At 71.7% G+C, this 14,969-nt stretch carries 16 protein-coding genes; 10 read left to right on the forward strand and 6 right to left on the reverse strand.

The window, feature by feature from the left end:
• Positions 1–88: 88 nt before the first annotated feature.
• A complete protein-coding gene (locus tag ACFVV1_RS38875; RefSeq protein WP_389999819.1) occupies positions 89–2,923 on the reverse strand; it encodes an FAD-binding and (Fe-S)-binding domain-containing protein in 2,835 nt (944 codons plus the stop codon).
• Between the two features lie 317 nt (positions 2,924–3,240).
• On the opposite strand from ACFVV1_RS38875, the gene ACFVV1_RS38880 reads away from it, so the two are divergent.
• From ACFVV1_RS38880 to ACFVV1_RS38915, 8 genes are all read left to right on the forward strand, one after another.
• Positions 3,241–4,728, forward strand: a complete 1,488-nt coding sequence (locus ACFVV1_RS38880; protein ID WP_389999822.1) for a sensor histidine kinase — start codon at positions 3,241–3,243, stop codon at positions 4,726–4,728.
• A complete protein-coding gene (locus tag ACFVV1_RS38885; RefSeq protein ID WP_389999824.1) occupies positions 4,725–5,159 on the forward strand; it encodes a roadblock/LC7 domain-containing protein in 435 nt (144 codons plus the stop codon). The genes ACFVV1_RS38880 and ACFVV1_RS38885 overlap by 4 nt, the downstream gene beginning before the upstream one ends.
• Positions 5,156–5,518, forward strand: coding sequence for a DUF742 domain-containing protein (locus ACFVV1_RS38890; protein ID WP_389999827.1), 363 nt, complete (start codon positions 5,156–5,158; stop codon positions 5,516–5,518). Before ACFVV1_RS38885 ends, ACFVV1_RS38890 begins: the two co-directional genes overlap by 4 nt.
• On the forward strand, positions 5,499–6,149 hold the full coding sequence (locus ACFVV1_RS38895) for an ATP/GTP-binding protein (protein ID WP_389999830.1): 651 nt from the start codon (positions 5,499–5,501) through the stop codon (positions 6,147–6,149). The genes ACFVV1_RS38890 and ACFVV1_RS38895 overlap by 20 nt, the downstream gene beginning before the upstream one ends.
• On the forward strand, positions 6,146–7,438 hold the full coding sequence (locus tag ACFVV1_RS38900; RefSeq protein WP_389999833.1) for a cytochrome P450: 1,293 nt from the start codon (positions 6,146–6,148) through the stop codon (positions 7,436–7,438). The genes ACFVV1_RS38895 and ACFVV1_RS38900 overlap by 4 nt, the downstream gene beginning before the upstream one ends.
• Complete coding sequence (locus ACFVV1_RS38905) at positions 7,435–8,643, forward strand: cytochrome P450 (protein WP_389999836.1); 1,209 nt, start codon at positions 7,435–7,437, stop codon at positions 8,641–8,643. Before ACFVV1_RS38900 ends, ACFVV1_RS38905 begins: the two co-directional genes overlap by 4 nt.
• Before the next feature lie 93 nt (positions 8,644–8,736).
• Positions 8,737–9,855 (forward strand): phosphoserine transaminase, encoded by a 1,119-nt coding sequence (gene serC, locus ACFVV1_RS38910; RefSeq protein WP_389999839.1) that lies wholly within the window; start codon positions 8,737–8,739, stop codon positions 9,853–9,855.
• Between the two features lie 147 nt (positions 9,856–10,002).
• Positions 10,003–10,614 carry a Uma2 family endonuclease gene (locus ACFVV1_RS38915; RefSeq protein ID WP_389999842.1) on the forward strand — a complete coding sequence of 204 codons (612 nt, stop codon included), beginning with the start codon at positions 10,003–10,005 and terminating at the stop codon, positions 10,612–10,614.
• On the opposite strand, the gene ACFVV1_RS38920 is transcribed toward ACFVV1_RS38915, so the two are convergent.
• The 3 genes from ACFVV1_RS38920 to ACFVV1_RS38930 all read right to left on the reverse strand — a co-directional run bounded on the left by ACFVV1_RS38920 (position 10,615) and on the right by ACFVV1_RS38930 (position 12,657).
• Positions 10,615–11,007 (reverse strand): DUF4259 domain-containing protein, encoded by a 393-nt coding sequence (locus tag ACFVV1_RS38920; protein ID WP_389999845.1) that lies wholly within the window; start codon positions 11,005–11,007, stop codon positions 10,615–10,617.
• An 87-nt stretch (positions 11,008–11,094) separates the two neighbouring features.
• Positions 11,095–11,607, reverse strand: coding sequence for a GNAT family N-acetyltransferase (locus ACFVV1_RS38925; protein ID WP_389999848.1), 513 nt, complete (start codon positions 11,605–11,607; stop codon positions 11,095–11,097).
• 51 nt (positions 11,608–11,658) lie between these two features.
• A complete protein-coding gene (locus tag ACFVV1_RS38930; protein WP_389999851.1) occupies positions 11,659–12,657 on the reverse strand; it encodes a WD40 repeat domain-containing protein in 999 nt (332 codons plus the stop codon).
• Between the two features lie 58 nt (positions 12,658–12,715).
• On the opposite strand from ACFVV1_RS38930, the gene ACFVV1_RS38935 reads away from it, so the two are divergent.
• Both ACFVV1_RS38935 and ACFVV1_RS38940 read left to right on the forward strand, forming a co-directional pair.
• Positions 12,716–13,429 carry a GDSL-type esterase/lipase family protein gene (locus ACFVV1_RS38935; RefSeq protein ID WP_389999853.1) on the forward strand — a complete coding sequence of 238 codons (714 nt, stop codon included), beginning with the start codon at positions 12,716–12,718 and terminating at the stop codon, positions 13,427–13,429.
• The gene (locus ACFVV1_RS38940; protein WP_389999856.1) at positions 13,396–13,563 is read left to right on the forward strand and encodes a hypothetical protein; all 168 of its coding nucleotides are present in this window, start codon (positions 13,396–13,398) and stop codon (positions 13,561–13,563) included. The genes ACFVV1_RS38935 and ACFVV1_RS38940 overlap by 34 nt, the downstream gene beginning before the upstream one ends.
• Before the next feature lie 60 nt (positions 13,564–13,623).
• Here ACFVV1_RS38940 and ACFVV1_RS38945 read toward each other — a convergent pair whose 3' ends face one another.
• Complete coding sequence (locus ACFVV1_RS38945) at positions 13,624–14,250, reverse strand: helix-turn-helix domain-containing protein (RefSeq protein WP_389999858.1); 627 nt, start codon at positions 14,248–14,250, stop codon at positions 13,624–13,626.
• Positions 14,251–14,299: 49 nt separating this feature from the next.
• Entirely contained in the window at positions 14,300–14,890 is a 591-nt protein-coding gene (locus tag ACFVV1_RS38950) for a TetR/AcrR family transcriptional regulator (protein ID WP_389999920.1), read from the reverse strand.
• Between the last annotated feature and the right edge of the window lie 79 nt (positions 14,891–14,969).

Below are 14,969 nucleotides of genomic sequence, written 5' to 3' on the forward strand. Positions count from 1 at the left end.
GGAGCCATGAATCCCACCGCAAGACCGCACGAGCCAACACCGTCGAGGACTACATCGCAGCGTAATCAACCGGCCACCCGACAGGCTCTCAGTCGCAGGGAGTGCCCGATTCCGGCGGCAGCCCCTCCGCCAACAGTTCCGCCAGGTGTCGTGCCCGTACGCCGCCCAGCTGCTCCAGCTGCGTCCGGCAGGAGAAGCCGTCCGCCAGAAACTCCGTGCCGGGCTCCGCGGCCCGCACCGCCGGCAGCAGGGTCTCCTCGGCGCAGGCCGCCGATACCTCCCAGTGGCCGCGCTCGAAGCCGAAGTTTCCGGCCAGTCCGCAGCAGCCGCCGCTCAACTCGCCGGTCAGTCCGGCCCGTTCGCGCAGGCGGCGGTCCGCCGCGTCGCCCAGGACGGCGTGCTGGTGGCAGTGGGTCTGGCCGGTGACCGGGCGGTCCAGGCGGGGTGGCTGCCAGTCGGGGGCGTACTCCTCCAGGTACTGCGCCAACGTCCTTACCGACCCCGCGAGTTCGGTGGCGCGCGGATCGTCGGGGAGGAGTTCGGGAAGGTCCGTGCGGAGAGTCGCGGCGCAGCTCGGTTCCAGGACGACGAGCGGGTCGCCGAGACAGACGCCCATCCGGTCCAGGGTCCGGCGCATGACCTTGCGGGCCTTGTCGAGCTGGCCCGTCGATACGTAGGTCAGGCCGCAGCACAGCCCGCGCCCGGCGGGGATCGCGTGGCGGCCCGCCGCCTCCAGGACCCGCACCGCCGCCCGGCCCACCTCGGGCGAGAGGTGGTCGGTGAAGGTGTCGGGCCAGACCATGGCCACCTCGTCGTTCGAGAAGATGAACGTGCCCTTGCCCCAGCGCCGGTTCAGCCACCGGGTGAACGTCTCCCGCGCCAGGACCGGAATCCCGCGCTCCGGTGCGACGCCCGCCAGCCGCTTGGCGAGGGCGGCGAGGAGGCGCACCCCGGCCAGCGCGTTCAGCACGCCCGCGAACGGGGCGGCGAGGCGCAGCCAGCCCGGCAGCCGCCCCATCGCGTAGTGGGCCGCCGGGCGCAGCCGTCCCCGGTAGTGGTGGTGCAGGAACTCCGCCTTGTACGTGGCCATGTCGACGCCCGCCGGGCAGTCGCTGCGGCAGCCCTTGCAGGACAGGCAGAGATCGAGCGCGTCGCGCACCTCCGTCGACCGCCAGCCGTCCGTGATCACCTCGCCCGCGAGCATCTCGTGCAGCAGCCGGGCCCGGCCGCGGGTGGAGTGGGCCTCCTCGCCGGTCGCGCGGAAGGACGGGCACATCACGCCCACGCCCGCCGGCTCGGCCGTACGGCACTTGGCGACGCCCACGCATCTGCGTACCGCCGAGGAGAAGTCCCCGCCGTCGTGCGGGTAGCCGAACGTGACGTCCACCGGGCGCTTCGGCAGCACCTCGAAGCGGAGGTTCTCGTCGAGCCGGGCGGGGCGGGCGAGGATGCCGGGGTTCATGCCGCCGTCCGGGTCCCAGATGTCCTTGAACCGGGAGAAGAGGGCGACCAGTTCGTCCCCGTACATGCGCGGGAGCAGTTCGGCGCGGGCCTGGCCGTCGCCGTGTTCCCCGCTCAGGGAGCCGCCGTGCGCGACGACGAGGTCCGCCAGTTCCCCGGAGAAGCGGCGGAAGCGGGCGACTCCGTCGGTGTTCAGCAGGTCGAAGTCGATCCGTACGTGGATGCAGCCGTCGCCGAAGTGCCCGTACGGGGTGCCGCGCAGGCCGTGGGCGGCGAGCAGGGCGCGGAAGTCGCGGAGGTAGGGGCCGAGGCGGGCGGGCGGTACGGCGCAGTCCTCCCAGCCGGGCCAGGCCTCCGTGCCGTCCGGCATCCGGGTGGCGGTGCCCGCCGCGTCCTCGCGGATGCGCCACAGGGACCGCTGCCCGGCCGGGTCGGTGACGACCGCACCGGCCTGCGCGTCGGCCGCCCGGAGGATGCGCTCGGCGTGCGCCCGCGCCTCGGCCGGGGTGGCGCCCCCCGTCTCGACGAAGAGCCAGGCCGCGCCGCGCGGCAGCCCGGCCGGTTCCCGTACGAGGTCGGCGGCCATGCCCTCCACGGTCAGCGGGTGGTACGGGAGCAGGCCGGCGGCGGCTTCGGCGGCCGCGGACTCGTCCGCGTAACCGAGTACGGCGAGCGCGCGGGCCGCCGGTGCCTCGACCAGCCGTACGGTCGCCTCCGTCACCACGCCGAGCGTGCCCTCGCTGCCGCAGAAGGCGCGGGCGAGGTCCGTTCCGCGCTCGGGGAGGAGCGCGTCCAGGGCATATCCCGAGATGCGGCGCGGGAGTTCGGGAAATCCGGTACGCAGGAGGGCGAGGTTCGCGGCGATGAACCCGGGGAGGCCGAATAGCCCTCCGGGCAGTGGGGACTCCCGGCCCAGCCGCAGTGTGCCGCCGCCGTAGCGGGCCACGGTCAGGCCGTGCACGTTGTCGGCGGTGGTGCCCCACGCGACCGAGTGCGCGCCGCAGGAGTTGTTGCCGATCATGCCGCCCAGCGTGCAGCGGCTGTGCGTGGAGGGGTCGGGGCCGAAGGTGAGTCCGTGCGGGGCGGCGGCGGTGCGCAGATCGTCCAGGATCACGCCCGGCTGGACGACCGCGGTACGGGACCCGGCGTCCAGCTCGACGATCCTGCGCATGTGGCGCGTGAGGTCGAGGACGACACCGGTGCCGGTGGCCTGCCCGGCGATGGAGGTGCCGCCGCCGCGCGGGACCACGGGCACCGCGTGCGCGCGGCAGACGGCGAGCGCGGCGGCCACGTCGTCGGCGTCGCGCGGGGTGACGACACCGAGCGGTACGCGGCGGTAGTTGGAGGCGTCCATCGTCGTCAGCGCCCGTGCGGTGGGGCCGAAATCGACCTCCCCGCGGACCGCGGTGCGCAGGGCCCGTGCGAGTGCGTCGCGCTCCGTCGGTTTCTGATGTGCGGCCATGGGCCCAGGATGCCGCCGATCCGGTCACCCGGCGGCCCGCACCCGTGCGAGTCCCCCGAATACGTCCATACGAATACGTCAATACGTCGGAATACGTCGGATGCGTAGTCACATACGTGACAGAGAACGCCACAAGCACTTCCCAAAGGGAGCGTCAATTCTCATATAATGACCACGACTTGTCTGGGAATCATCAGCTCCAGTTGTCGCGTTCACCCCCCTCCGTACCGAACTGTCCCCGTCGGACCCGTAGGCCACGTCTGCCCAGCAAACCCCCGTAAGCCCCCGTTCGTCCCGTCCGCCCCCAAGGACTCCACTTGCGCCCCTCATCCCGGCCGACCGCGCTGGCCCTGCTGATCTCACTGGTCGTCACCGGTTCCCTGTGCCTGTGGGCGATCGTCGCCGCCCTCGACTCGGTGCGGACCACGTCGGCCTGGGGTGCGGGCGCCGCCGCCGTGGCGCTGTCCGCCGCCGTGGCCACCGCCGTCCACGCCCGCGCCACCGCGAACCGCTTGCGCGCCCGTCTCGCGGCGGAGACCCAGCGGTTCACCGGCGAGATCAGCCGGCTCGTGTCCGCCTCCGCGGCCGAGGGCCAGCGGTTCACCGCCGAGACCGCCCGGATCAAGGCCGCCGCCGAGGCCGAGACCGCCCGGATCACCGCGCAGGCCGCCGCCGACACCGAACGGTTCACCGGCGAGGTCGAGCGGCTCACCGCCCGCGCGGCCCGCAGCGAAACCGAGCGTTCCGCCGCGATCGTCGCCTGCGCCAACGCCGCCGGCCGGATGCAGGCCCTGGCCACCGGCATGCTCGCCGACCTGCGCGAGATGGAGCACCGGCACTCCGCCGAGGACGTGCTCGGCGATCTGCTCCATCTCGACCACCGCACCGCCCAGGCGGGCCGGCTCGCCGACTCCATCGCCGTGCTGACCGGTGCCCGCTCCGGGCGGCGCTGGGCGAAGCCGATCGTGATGGAGTCGATCCTGCGCGGCGCGATGGGGCGGATCAGCGGCTATCAGCGGGTACGTCTCCACTCGACCAGCGACGTCGCGGTCGCCGGCCACGCCGCCGAGGGCGTCATGCACGCACTCGCCGAACTCCTCGACAACGCCGCCAACTTCTCGCCGCCCACGGCCGAGGTCCATGTGTACGTCGAGGAGGTACCGGCCGGCATCGTCCTGACCGTCGAGGACAGCGGCCTGGTCATGAGCGAGGTGCAGCTGCGCCGCGCCGAGCGTGCGGTGTCGGCCACCCACCAGGATCTGACGGGGCTCTCCGGCACCCGGCTCGGCCTCGCCGTCGTCGGCCGGCTGGCCCGCAAGCACGGTCTGACCGTGTCGTTCCGGCCGTCCGCGCGCGGCGGCACGGGCGCCCTGATGATGCTCCCGCAGGAGCTCCTCACCCGGGCCGCGGTGCCGGTGCAGGTGCCGCCCCCGGTCGCGGTCGCGGAGCTGTCGTCCGGCCCGGCGTCCGGCCCGGCGTCCGAGCCGATGCCCGAGCCGGAGCCCGCGCACGGAACGGCCACCACGGCCCTCACGACTCCCGCCGCCGAAGCCCCGGGCGCCCCGGACTCCCCCTCGTCCGAGACCACCCGCAACCTCCCCCGGTTCGGCGAGAGCGGGCTCCCCAAGCGCCCCCGCGGCCGCACCCTCGCCGCCGCCGAGGCCCGTGCCCAGGCCCACTCCGACGGCGCCGCGACCCCCCGGCCCCGTACCGCCGACCCCAAGGAACAGGCAGCCCGCTTCAGCAGCTTCCGCCAGGCTGTCCGGCCCAATCCCCCGCACCCGGAAGAAGGCAACACCCGATGACCGCGACCACCGACGAGAAGCTCAACTGGCTGCTGGAGGGGCTCCTGGAGCGCACCCCCGGCACCCGCCACGCCCTCGTCCTGTCCAGGGACGGCCTCAAGCTGTGCCGCACCCCCGAGCTCTCCGTCGACCAGGCCGATCAGCTGGCCGCGATCTCCGCCGGTATCCAGAGCCTCTCGCACGGCGCGTCCGTCGAGTTCGGTGACGGCACCGGCGGCGTACGGTCCGCGATGGCGGAGTTCTACGGCGGTGTGCTGTTCATCGTCGAGGCGGGCGCGGGCGCCCATCTCGCGGTCGTCGCCTCCGACGAGGCCGACGTCGGCCTCATCGGCCACAACATGAGCGAACTCGTCGAGCAGCTCGGCGAGCACCTGAGCGCCCCGCCGCGCTCCCCCTCGGCCACCGCAGCCGACGCGACCGCATCCGTATGACTCGCCCCCGCCCCGGCCGGGACGACACCCCGGACCGGCTGTACACCCTCACCGGTGGCCGCAGCCGGTCCGATTCGGACGCGTTCGACCTGGTGACGCTGGTGGTCTCCGAGTGCGAGCCGGCCCCCGGCATGCAGTCGGAGCACGTCACGATCCTGCGGATGTGCACCCGGCCCACCGCGGTCGTGGAGATCGCGGCGGGCCTCGGCCTGCCCGTCAGCATCGTCCGGATCATGCTGTCCGATCTGCTGGACACCGGCCGGATCAGCGCCCGCCACCCCCGTACCGCCCGTGTCGCGGACCGGCTCCCCGACCCCGACATCCTGGAACAGGTGCTCGTTGGACTCCGCAACCTCTGACCGTGCCGCCCTGCGGCCGACGGCCGACAACGGACTGAAGATCGTTGTCGTCGGCGGCTTCGGGGTCGGCAAGACCACCATGGTCCGGTCCGTCAGCGAGATCCGTCCGCTGAACACGGAAGAGACCATGACCCGCGCGGGCGAGGCCGTCGACCACCTCGACGGTGTGCACGCGAAGACGTCCACGACCGTCGCCTTCGACTTCGGCCGGATCTCGCTCGACGAACGCTCGGTGCTGTACCTCTTCGGCGCCCCGGGCCAGGAACGGTTCTGGTTCCTGTGGGACCGGCTGTTCTCGGGCACGCTCGGCGCCGTCGTCCTCGTCGACACCCGCCGGCTCGCCGACTCCTGGTACGCGATCGACCGCCTGGAGCACCACGGCACGCCGTTCATCGTGGCGTGCAACGACTTCGGCGGCCCGCTCCACACCGAACAGCAGATACGCGAGGCGCTCGACCTCTCGGACGACGTGCCCCTGGTGGAGTGCGACGCCCGGGACCGTTCGTCCAGCAAGTACGTACTGATCACGCTGGTCGAGCACCTGCACGCCCTCTCGCAGCGCAAGGCCGCCACCCCGTCCGCCGCCGGTCCGGAGATCACGCCGGCGAAGACCCCGGAGCCCACCTCGTGACCCAGCCCCCGGCGCCACCCGCCGGCTGTCCCGTGTCCCAGGGCCGCGCTCCGCTCTCCGGCCCCCGGTTCCAGACCGAACCGACCCGGCTGTACCGGGAGATGCGCCGCGACCACGGTGCCGTGGCGCCCGTCGTCCTCGACGGCGACGTACCCGCCTGGCTGGTGCTCGGCTACCGCGAGCTGCACCAGGTCACCGGTGACCCGGTGCTGTTCAGCCGCGACTCCGGCCTGTGGAACCAGTGGGACCGCATCCCCGACGACTGGCCGCTGCTGCCGATGATCGGCCGCAAGCAGCCGTCGATCCTCTACACGGTCGGCCCCCGGCACACCGAGCGCGCCGCGATGATCAGCAACGCGCTGGAGTCCGTGAACCCGTTCGCCCTGAAGCGGTACGCCGAGGAGTTCGCCGACGGGCTCATCGACCGGTTCTGCTCCACGGGCGGGACGGAGATCATCGCCGAGTACGCGATGCTGCTCCCCGCCCTCGTCCTGGCGAAGATCTACGGCTTCAGCAACACCGTCGGCGCGGAGCTCGTCGATTCGATCAACGACATGATCGACGGCCGGGAGCGGGCGCTGGCCGGGCAGCAGCACCTCGCCTCGTCCATGGTCCAGCTGCTGGTCGACAAGCACGCCGCGCCCGGCGACGACGTCGCGACACGGATGCTCGCCGACACCGGCGGCTTCACCGACGAGGAGGTCGCCCAGGACCTGATGGTCATGATGGCCGCGGGCCACCAGCCGACCGCCGACTGGATCGGCAACTCGCTGCGGCTGATGCTCACCGACGACCGGTTCGCCGCCTCCCTCTCGGGCGGCCGGCACAGCGTCGCCGAGGCCATGAACGAGGTGCTCTGGGAGGACACTCCGACGCAGAACGTGGCGGGCCGCTGGGTGTCGCGCGACACCCGCCTCGGCGGGCGCCACATCCAGGCGGGCGACCTGCTGCTGCTGGGCATCGCCGCCGCCAACGCGGACCCGCAGGTCCGTACCGACGGTTCCGCGCTGACCGGCGGCAACAACGCGTTCCTCTCCTTCGGCCACGGCGAGCACCGCTGCCCGTTCCCGGCCCAGGAGACCGCCGAGGTCATCGCCCGTACCGGCATCGAGGTGCTGCTGGACCGGCTCCCGGACATCGACCTCGCCGTCCCCGCCGAGCAGCTCACCCGGCGCCCGTCCCCGTGGCTGCGGGGTCTGACGGACCTGCCGGTGGTCTTCACGCCCACGCCCGCCCTCGGAACCACCATCGGAAGCACCCTCAAAACCGCCCTCGGAGGCCAGAGATGACCCGGATCGCCCTCGACCCCTTCGTCACCGACCTCGACGGCGAGAGCGCCCGGCTGCGGGCCGCGGGCCCGCTCGCCGAGGTGGAACTGCCGGGCGGGGTGCACTGCTACGCGGTCACCCACCACGCGGAGGCACGGCAGCTGCTCACCGACAGCCGGCTCGTGAAGGACATCAACGTCTGGGGCGCCTGGCAGCGCGGCGAGATACCGATGGACTGGCCGCTGATCGGGCTCGCCAACCCGGGCCGCTCCATGCTCACGGTCGACGGCGCGGACCACCGCCGGCTGCGCACCCTGGTCGCGCAGGCACTGACCGTGAAGCGGGTGGAGCGGCTGCGGGCCGGCATCGAGGCACTGACCACGGCGAGCCTGGACCGGCTGGCCGCGCTGCCCGAGGGCGAGAAGGTCGACCTGAAGGCGGAGTTCGCGTACCCGCTGCCGATGAACGTGATCAGCGAGCTGATGGGCGTGGACAGCGCGGACCACCCGCGGCTGAAGGAGCTCTTCGAGAAGTTCTTCTCGACGCAGACGCCGCCCGAGGAGGTCCCGCAGATGATGGCAGACCTCACCGCGCTCTTCACGAAGATCGTCGACGCCAAGCGGGAGAACCCGGGCGACGACCTCACCAGCGCCCTGATCGCGGCCTCGGAGGACGGCGACCACCTCACCGACGAGGAGATCGTCAACACCCTCCAGCTGATCATCGCGGCCGGTCACGAGACCACGATCAGCCTCGTCGTCAACGCGGTCGCCGCACTCCAGACCCACCCCGAGCAGCGCAAGCAGGTGCTGAGCGGGGAGGTGCCGTGGGAGAACGTGATCGAGGAGACGCTGCGCTGGAACACGCCCACCTCTCACGTGCTGATCCGGTTCGCCACGCAGGACATCGAGGTGGGCGAGAAGGTCCTGCCCAAGGGCGAGGCGCTGATCGTCTCCTTCGGCGCGCTCGGCCGCGACGAGGCGCAGTACGGGCCGACGGCCGGTGACTTCGACATCACCCGCTCCCCCAACCGCCACATCGCGTTCGGCCACGGCCCGCACGTCTGCCCGGGTGCGGCGCTGTCCCGGCTGGAGGCGGGGGTGGCTCTGCCCGCGCTGTACGAACGGTTCCCGGATCTGGAGCTCGCCGTTCCGGCGTCCGAGCTGCGGAACAAACCGATCGTCACCCAGAACGACCTGTACGACCTGCCGGTCGAGCTGGGCTGATCCGCCGTTCGATGTGGTCCACGAGCCGGAGTGGGTGTCTCATCCGACGGACACGGTCCTCGACCCCGTCCTTGAGGTACTACGCTCCGGTTCGTGGCCGATATCCAGATTCCCGCTGACATCAAGCCCGCCGACGGACGCTTCGGCGCCGGTCCTTCGAAGGTGCGGACGGAGGCGCTCGACGCGCTGGCCGCCACCGGTACGTCTCTTCTCGGTACGTCCCACCGCCAGGCCCCGGTCAAGAACCTGGTCGGCGCGGTGCGTCAGGGCGTGCGCGACCTCTTCTCCCTCCCCGAGGGATACGAGGTGATCCTGGGCAACGGCGGCTCCACCGCCTTCTGGGACATCGCGACGCACGGACTCATCGAGACGAAGTCCCAGCACCTCACCTTCGGCGAGTTCTCGTCGAAGTTCGCGAAGGCCGCCAAGCTCGCCCCGTGGCTGGCCGACCCGACCGTGATCGCCTCCGACCCGGGCACCCACCCGGAGCCGAGCGCCGAGGCGGGCGTGGACGTCTACGCGTTCACGCACAACGAGACCTCGACCGGTGTCGCCGCGCCGGTCAAGCGCGTCGCGGGCGCCGACGAGGGCTCCCTGGTCCTGGTGGACGCCACCTCCGGCGCGGGCGGCCTGCCGGTCGACATCACCGAGTCGGACGTCTACTACTTCGCCCCGCAGAAGTCCTTCGCCTCCGACGGCGGCCTCTGGATCGGCGTCTTCTCCCCGGCGGCCCTGGAACGCGCCGCGCGCATCCACGCGTCGGGCCGGCACATCCCGGAGTTCTTCAGCCTGCCCACGGCGATCGACAACTCCCTCAAGAACCAGACGTACAACACCCCGGCCCTGGCCACGCTCTTCCTCCTCAACGAGCAGCTGAAGTGGATGAACACCCAGGGCGGCCTGGACTTCACGGTCGGCCGCACGGCCGCCTCGGCGCGGAACCTGTACGGCTGGGCGGAGGAGTCGAAGTACGCGACCCCGTTCGTCGCCGACCCGGCGAAGCGCTCGCAGGTCATCGGCACGATCGACTTCGCGGACGAGATCGACGCCGCGGCCGTCGCCAAGGTGCTGCGCGCCAACGGCATCGTCGACACCGAGCCGTACCGCAAGCTGGGCCGCAACCAGCTGCGCGTGGCGATGTTCCCGGCGATCGACCCGTCGGACATCCAGGCGCTGACGGCCTGCATCGACTACGCGATCGAGAAGCTGTAACGAGTACCCGTACGAACAGGAAGGGCCCCGCCTGTGCGCGGGGCCCTTCGTCGTTCACTCGACCGGGTGGCGGAACGGCTTCCCGGCGCGGGCGGCCGGATCGTCCTACGATGATGGCCTCGACATCACCCCTTCAGGAGGCCCGCAATGTCTGCAGCAGCAGTCGAGCACCCCTGTGACGGTGAGCCGGAATCGCTGCTCGAAACGGCCAACAGCCTCATGGAGCAGCACCCGGGTTACCGCGTCGAGATCATCGGAGGCGTCATCACCGTGGCCCCACCCCCGGACGGCCCGCACGCAGATGCACTCACCACGCTCACGATTCCCTTCCTGGCAGCGGGCCTCCACGGCAAGGAGACCAGAGTCCTTCAGGGCATCGGCCTGTGGCTCCCGGGCGGCCCCGAGGACTACGCCATCCCCGACCTGGCGATCGTCGACGCCGACCGCGACGAGCATCTGATCGAGAACAACTGCTACGACCCCGCCATCTTCCGCCTCGTGCTGGAGGTCACCTCCAGCAACTACAACAACGACCTGCGCAACAAGGTCGCCGCCTACGCCGAGGCAAAGATCCCGGTCTATGTGATCGTCGACCGCAAGCACGGCCGGGTGCATGTCCTGACCGAGCCCATGGGCGGCGGTTACGACAGCCACCAGGTGTACGCCCCCGGGCAGATGGCCACGCTGCCCGATTCGATCGGCGCCCTGGTGACCCTCGATGTCGCCGAGCTGATCCGGGCCGGCCGCCCCCGGAGCTGATCAGCCGGCCGCCGCCAGGACCTCACGGAGCCGGGCCACGCCCTGCGCCCACTCCTTGTCCCCCGCTTCCTCCCACAGCTCGCGCAGCTCCGAGGATTCGCCCAGCACCGCGTCGAGGGCCTTCACCGCGAGGGGGCGCAGGTCCGCCGGGAGCGGGGGCAGCGGCTTGTCGGGGCCGTAGGCGGTGGTCACGGCCTCCCCGCCCGGACACTGGGATCCGACCAGAGCGGCCGCCGCGACCGCGACCTCCCCTTCGTAGTCCGGCGCCTCGATCACGGCGTTCAGTGCGGCACGGATCAACGTCGCCCGCTCGGCCTCCGGGGCGTCGTCCAGCCTTCCCGAGAAGTCCGCAGCGGTGTCGTTGTCGAAATGGCCGGTGTCCCAGGTGCCCATGAGGTCCCCTCCGCAAGTGGCATCCGCCGGTGCTCTCCACCGGCGGATGTCATCCTCGCAACCGCCACTGACAACGCCGGGTCTGCGTCAGCCCACTCCGCCCCGCTCCCAGCGCCGTTCGCCGTCGCACCACTCCTCCGTGGGCACCAGCCCCGCCGCGGCGGCCACGGCGGCGGAGGCGTCATGGTCCGGATGGACATGGGCGACGACGGTACGGACCTCCCGCACCCCCGCGAGGTGGGCGACCAGACCCACCGCGGCCTCTTTCGCGTATCCCAGTCCCTGCCACCGCGTTCCGACCACCCAGGCGATCTCCGCCTCCGCGTCCTGCTCGTTCACCGTCGCCTGTACGTAACCGGCCAGGCAGCCCTCGTCCCGTACGCGCAGCACCCAGTTCCACCAGCCCACCCCGGGGTCCGGCGAACCGGCGGTCTGGCGTTCGTAGCGGGCCCGCAGCTCGTCGGCGGTCTCCGGGGTGCCTCCGGTGTAGGTGTGCAGGGCCGGGTCGTCCAGCACCGCGGCCATCTCGTCCGCGTACGCGACCCGCAGCGGCAGCGCGTCCAGCCGGGCGGTGGCGAAGGGCCCGGGTCCGGGAATCATTCGGTTCTCCATAACTGCCCGATCCTATGCGCACCGTGGCGGACCGGAACGTCAGTTCCCCTTCCGCCGCCGCCCCATGAACACCAGGACGCCGATCCCCGCGAGCACCAGCACACCGGTCAGGGTCGTCCCCTTCACCTCTCCGTCCTTCGCCCCGGCGGACGACGCCGACGAGTCGCCGCCCCGGGACGGCGACTTCCCGCCGTCCCCGCCTCCGCTTCCGCCTCCGCTTCCGTCCACGTCCACCCGCACCACGTCGCTCCGCTTCCCCTCCGAGCCGAACATCAGCGCCGAGCCGTCCGCCGTGTACGTCACCGACTCGGCCTGCCGCTGCAGCGGTGCGCGGACCGCGTGGTCGGCGCCGAGCCTGCCGTTCTCGAAGGCGTACCCACGGGCGCTGAAGTACGAGCGCAGCACCAGCTCCTTACCGTCCGGCGAGAACGCCCCGTCCGTCACCCACGGCACCTCCCCCACCCGCCGGAAGACGTTGGTGGCGCCGGTGGTGAGCTTCGCGGGGCCCTCGTACAGTCTGCCGCCGTCCTCGTTCTTCGACGCGATGTAGGCCCGCCCGGTCGTGGGGTGGACCATCAGCGCCTCGGCGTTGCGCGGGCCGTCCGCGTACGTCACATCGAACTGTGTGGCGTCGACCGTCGCGTCCCGCAGCTGCTTCGGTTCCGGGAAGCGGTAGATCCAGACGTGGTCCCAGCTGCCGTTCAGGTTGTCGCCGATGTCACCGACGTACAGATTGCCGTCGGGCCCGAGCGAGATGGCCTCCACGTCGCGCGGCCGCCCCACCCCGCGCATCGTGATCGTCGCGACGGTCTTCCCGGTGCGGGAGTCGACGGCGTAGACGTACGGGCCGTCGTCGCTGTCGTTGTGCGTCCAGTAGATGCCGGGGTGGGCGCGGCTCGCCGCGAGGCCGCTGGACTCGGTGATCCGGGGGTCCTCGATCGTGAAGCTCTGATCGGCCCCGTCTCCGGCCACGGCCGGAGCCGCCCCGGCGAGGAGGAGCAGCGCGACGGCTCCGGACACAGTCAGGTACGAAGGCATGACGCCAGTGTCCATCGTCACGTCGCAGGTCGCAGGGGTGATCCGCGATGATGACGCCATGCGTTTCACGTTTGTCGGCGATTCCATGACGATCGGCCGCGCCGGCGACTTCACCTGGCGCTACCGGATGTGGCAGCACCTCGCCTCCACCCTCGGCGCCCCGTTCGCGATCGTCGGCCCGCGCAGCGAGCTGTACGACACCGGGGCGGACAGCCCCGTCAGTTACGAGTACGGCGCACCGGACTTCCCCGCCGAGGCCCGTGCCCATCTGGCCGGCTGGGGCGAGGGCTGGCTGCACATGGCCCCGGTGATCGCCGACACGGTCACCGAGCACCGCACGGACATCCTGCTCGTCTCGCTCGGCCTGATAGACCTCGGGTTCTACACGGACAGCGGTCAGACCGCCCTGAACGCAAGAGCGTTCATCACGGCGGCCCGCACCGCGAACCCGCACGTCAAGATGGTGCTCCTGCCCGTGATACCGAACGTACGGGCCGAGTCGGACGCCCCGTTCGCCGCCGAGTGCGACCGCTTCAACGAACTCCTGGCGAAGGCCGTCGCCGACCTCGACGACCCGATGTCCCCGATCCTGCTGGCCTCCCGCCCACCGGGATACGACATCCACCGGGACACGTACGACGGGACGCACCCCGGCCCCACCGGCGAACACAAACTGGCGGCCGCCTACGCCGACGCGATGCACCAGGCGTGGGGCGTGGGCGGCCCGTACGGGACGCCATGGCCGCACCGGAATGGCGCCGGCTCGGGCTGAATCACGGCAACGCGTCGCTGACGGTCATCCGCTACAGCCCTGATCGCCCCGCGTCGGTCCTGATCTGCAACGACATGCGGCACCTGCCCGACGAGCTGTGCTGGACGGGCTTCCCGCCGGGCCTCCGCCTCTGAACGCTGCCCAGCGCGGCCGTTCCGCCCCTGAGCCCTGCCCCGCACGGCGTTCGCACCACCTCACCGCCCCGCGGGCCGGGCCCTCACGTGCATCCGCTCCCCCTGCTCCCCGAACAGGCTGAGGAATTCGACCGGCCTGGGCCCGGCACTGGCCCACGCATGGGGCGTACGCGTGTCGAACTCGGCGACCTCACCGGCCGTCAGCACCAGATCGTGTTCACCCAGCACCAGCCGCAGCCGCCCCGCCAGTACGTACACCCACTCGTATCCCTCGTGCACCCGCTGCTCCAGCGGACCCGTGGCCCCGCGCCCGCCGGGCAGGATCTGCTTGTACGCGTGCAGCCCGCCGAGGTGCCGGGTCAGGGGCACGAAGGTCATGCCGTCCCGGGTGAAGGGGCGGAAGTGGATGCGCGGGTCGCCGGTGGCCGGGGCGCCGACGAGTTCGTCCAACTGCACCCCGTACGCCTTGGCCAGCGGCAGCAGCAGTTCGAGCGTGGGTTTACGGCCGCCCGACTCCAGGCGCGAGAGGGTGCTGAGGGAGATCCCGGTCGTCTCGCTGAGCTGTGCCAGCGTCGTGCCGCGCTCTTGACGCAGAGCGCGCAGCCTCGGCCCGACGCCGGTCAGGACGGTCGAGATCTCGTCGTCCGTACGCTCGACGTGCGCCGGGCGCTGTCCGTCTTCTTCCATCTCCCTATTATTCGCCGTCCGGTGTTTGCCGTCCCGGCAACGGGGTGTGTCAGGACGACAGGATCATGGCCAGCGAGAGCCGGGTCAGCTCATCGGTCAGCCATGCGGCGTCGACCTGCCGGGGCCGGCGGCCGTGGTGGGCCATGAGTTCGTCCACCGAGTGGTTCAGCACCGTGACCGTCACGGCGTGGTCGCTCGGCACCGCCTCGCCCCGTCGCACGGCCCGCTCGGCCTCGGAGGTCAGGAACTCGATCCACATCGCCCGCCAGGTCGCGAGGTGGTTGTCCACCTCCCTGCTCACCCCCAGCACCTCGACGAACGCCACCCTGGCCGCGCACGGGTCCTCGGTGACGGCCTTCACATAGGCGTCGAAGAGCAGCCGGACCCGGCGCGCCGTCGGACAGTCCTCCATCCCCTCGGCCATCAGGGCGTTCTCGGCGGCGCGCAGCCCGTGGGTCGCGACCTCGTCGTAGATCGCCATCAGGAGCACCTCCCGCGAGACGAACTCCTGCCGGAAGATATGGACGGGCACCTTCGCCTGCTCGCACAGAGCCTCGACGCTCGTGTGCGCGTACCCGTACGCGGCGAACAACTGGCGCCCGGCGCGCAGGAGTCGGTCCCGCGCCCCCGGCCCCTCCATGGCCTGTCCGGGTCCCCCGTTCCGCTGGCTCGCCACGACACCCACCATCGATCCTCCTTCGTCGTCCGTACCGCTGCCC

It is taken from the genome of Streptomyces sp. NPDC058092, from assembly GCF_042884935.1.
Classification (GTDB): domain Bacteria; phylum Actinomycetota; class Actinomycetes; order Streptomycetales; family Streptomycetaceae; genus Streptomyces.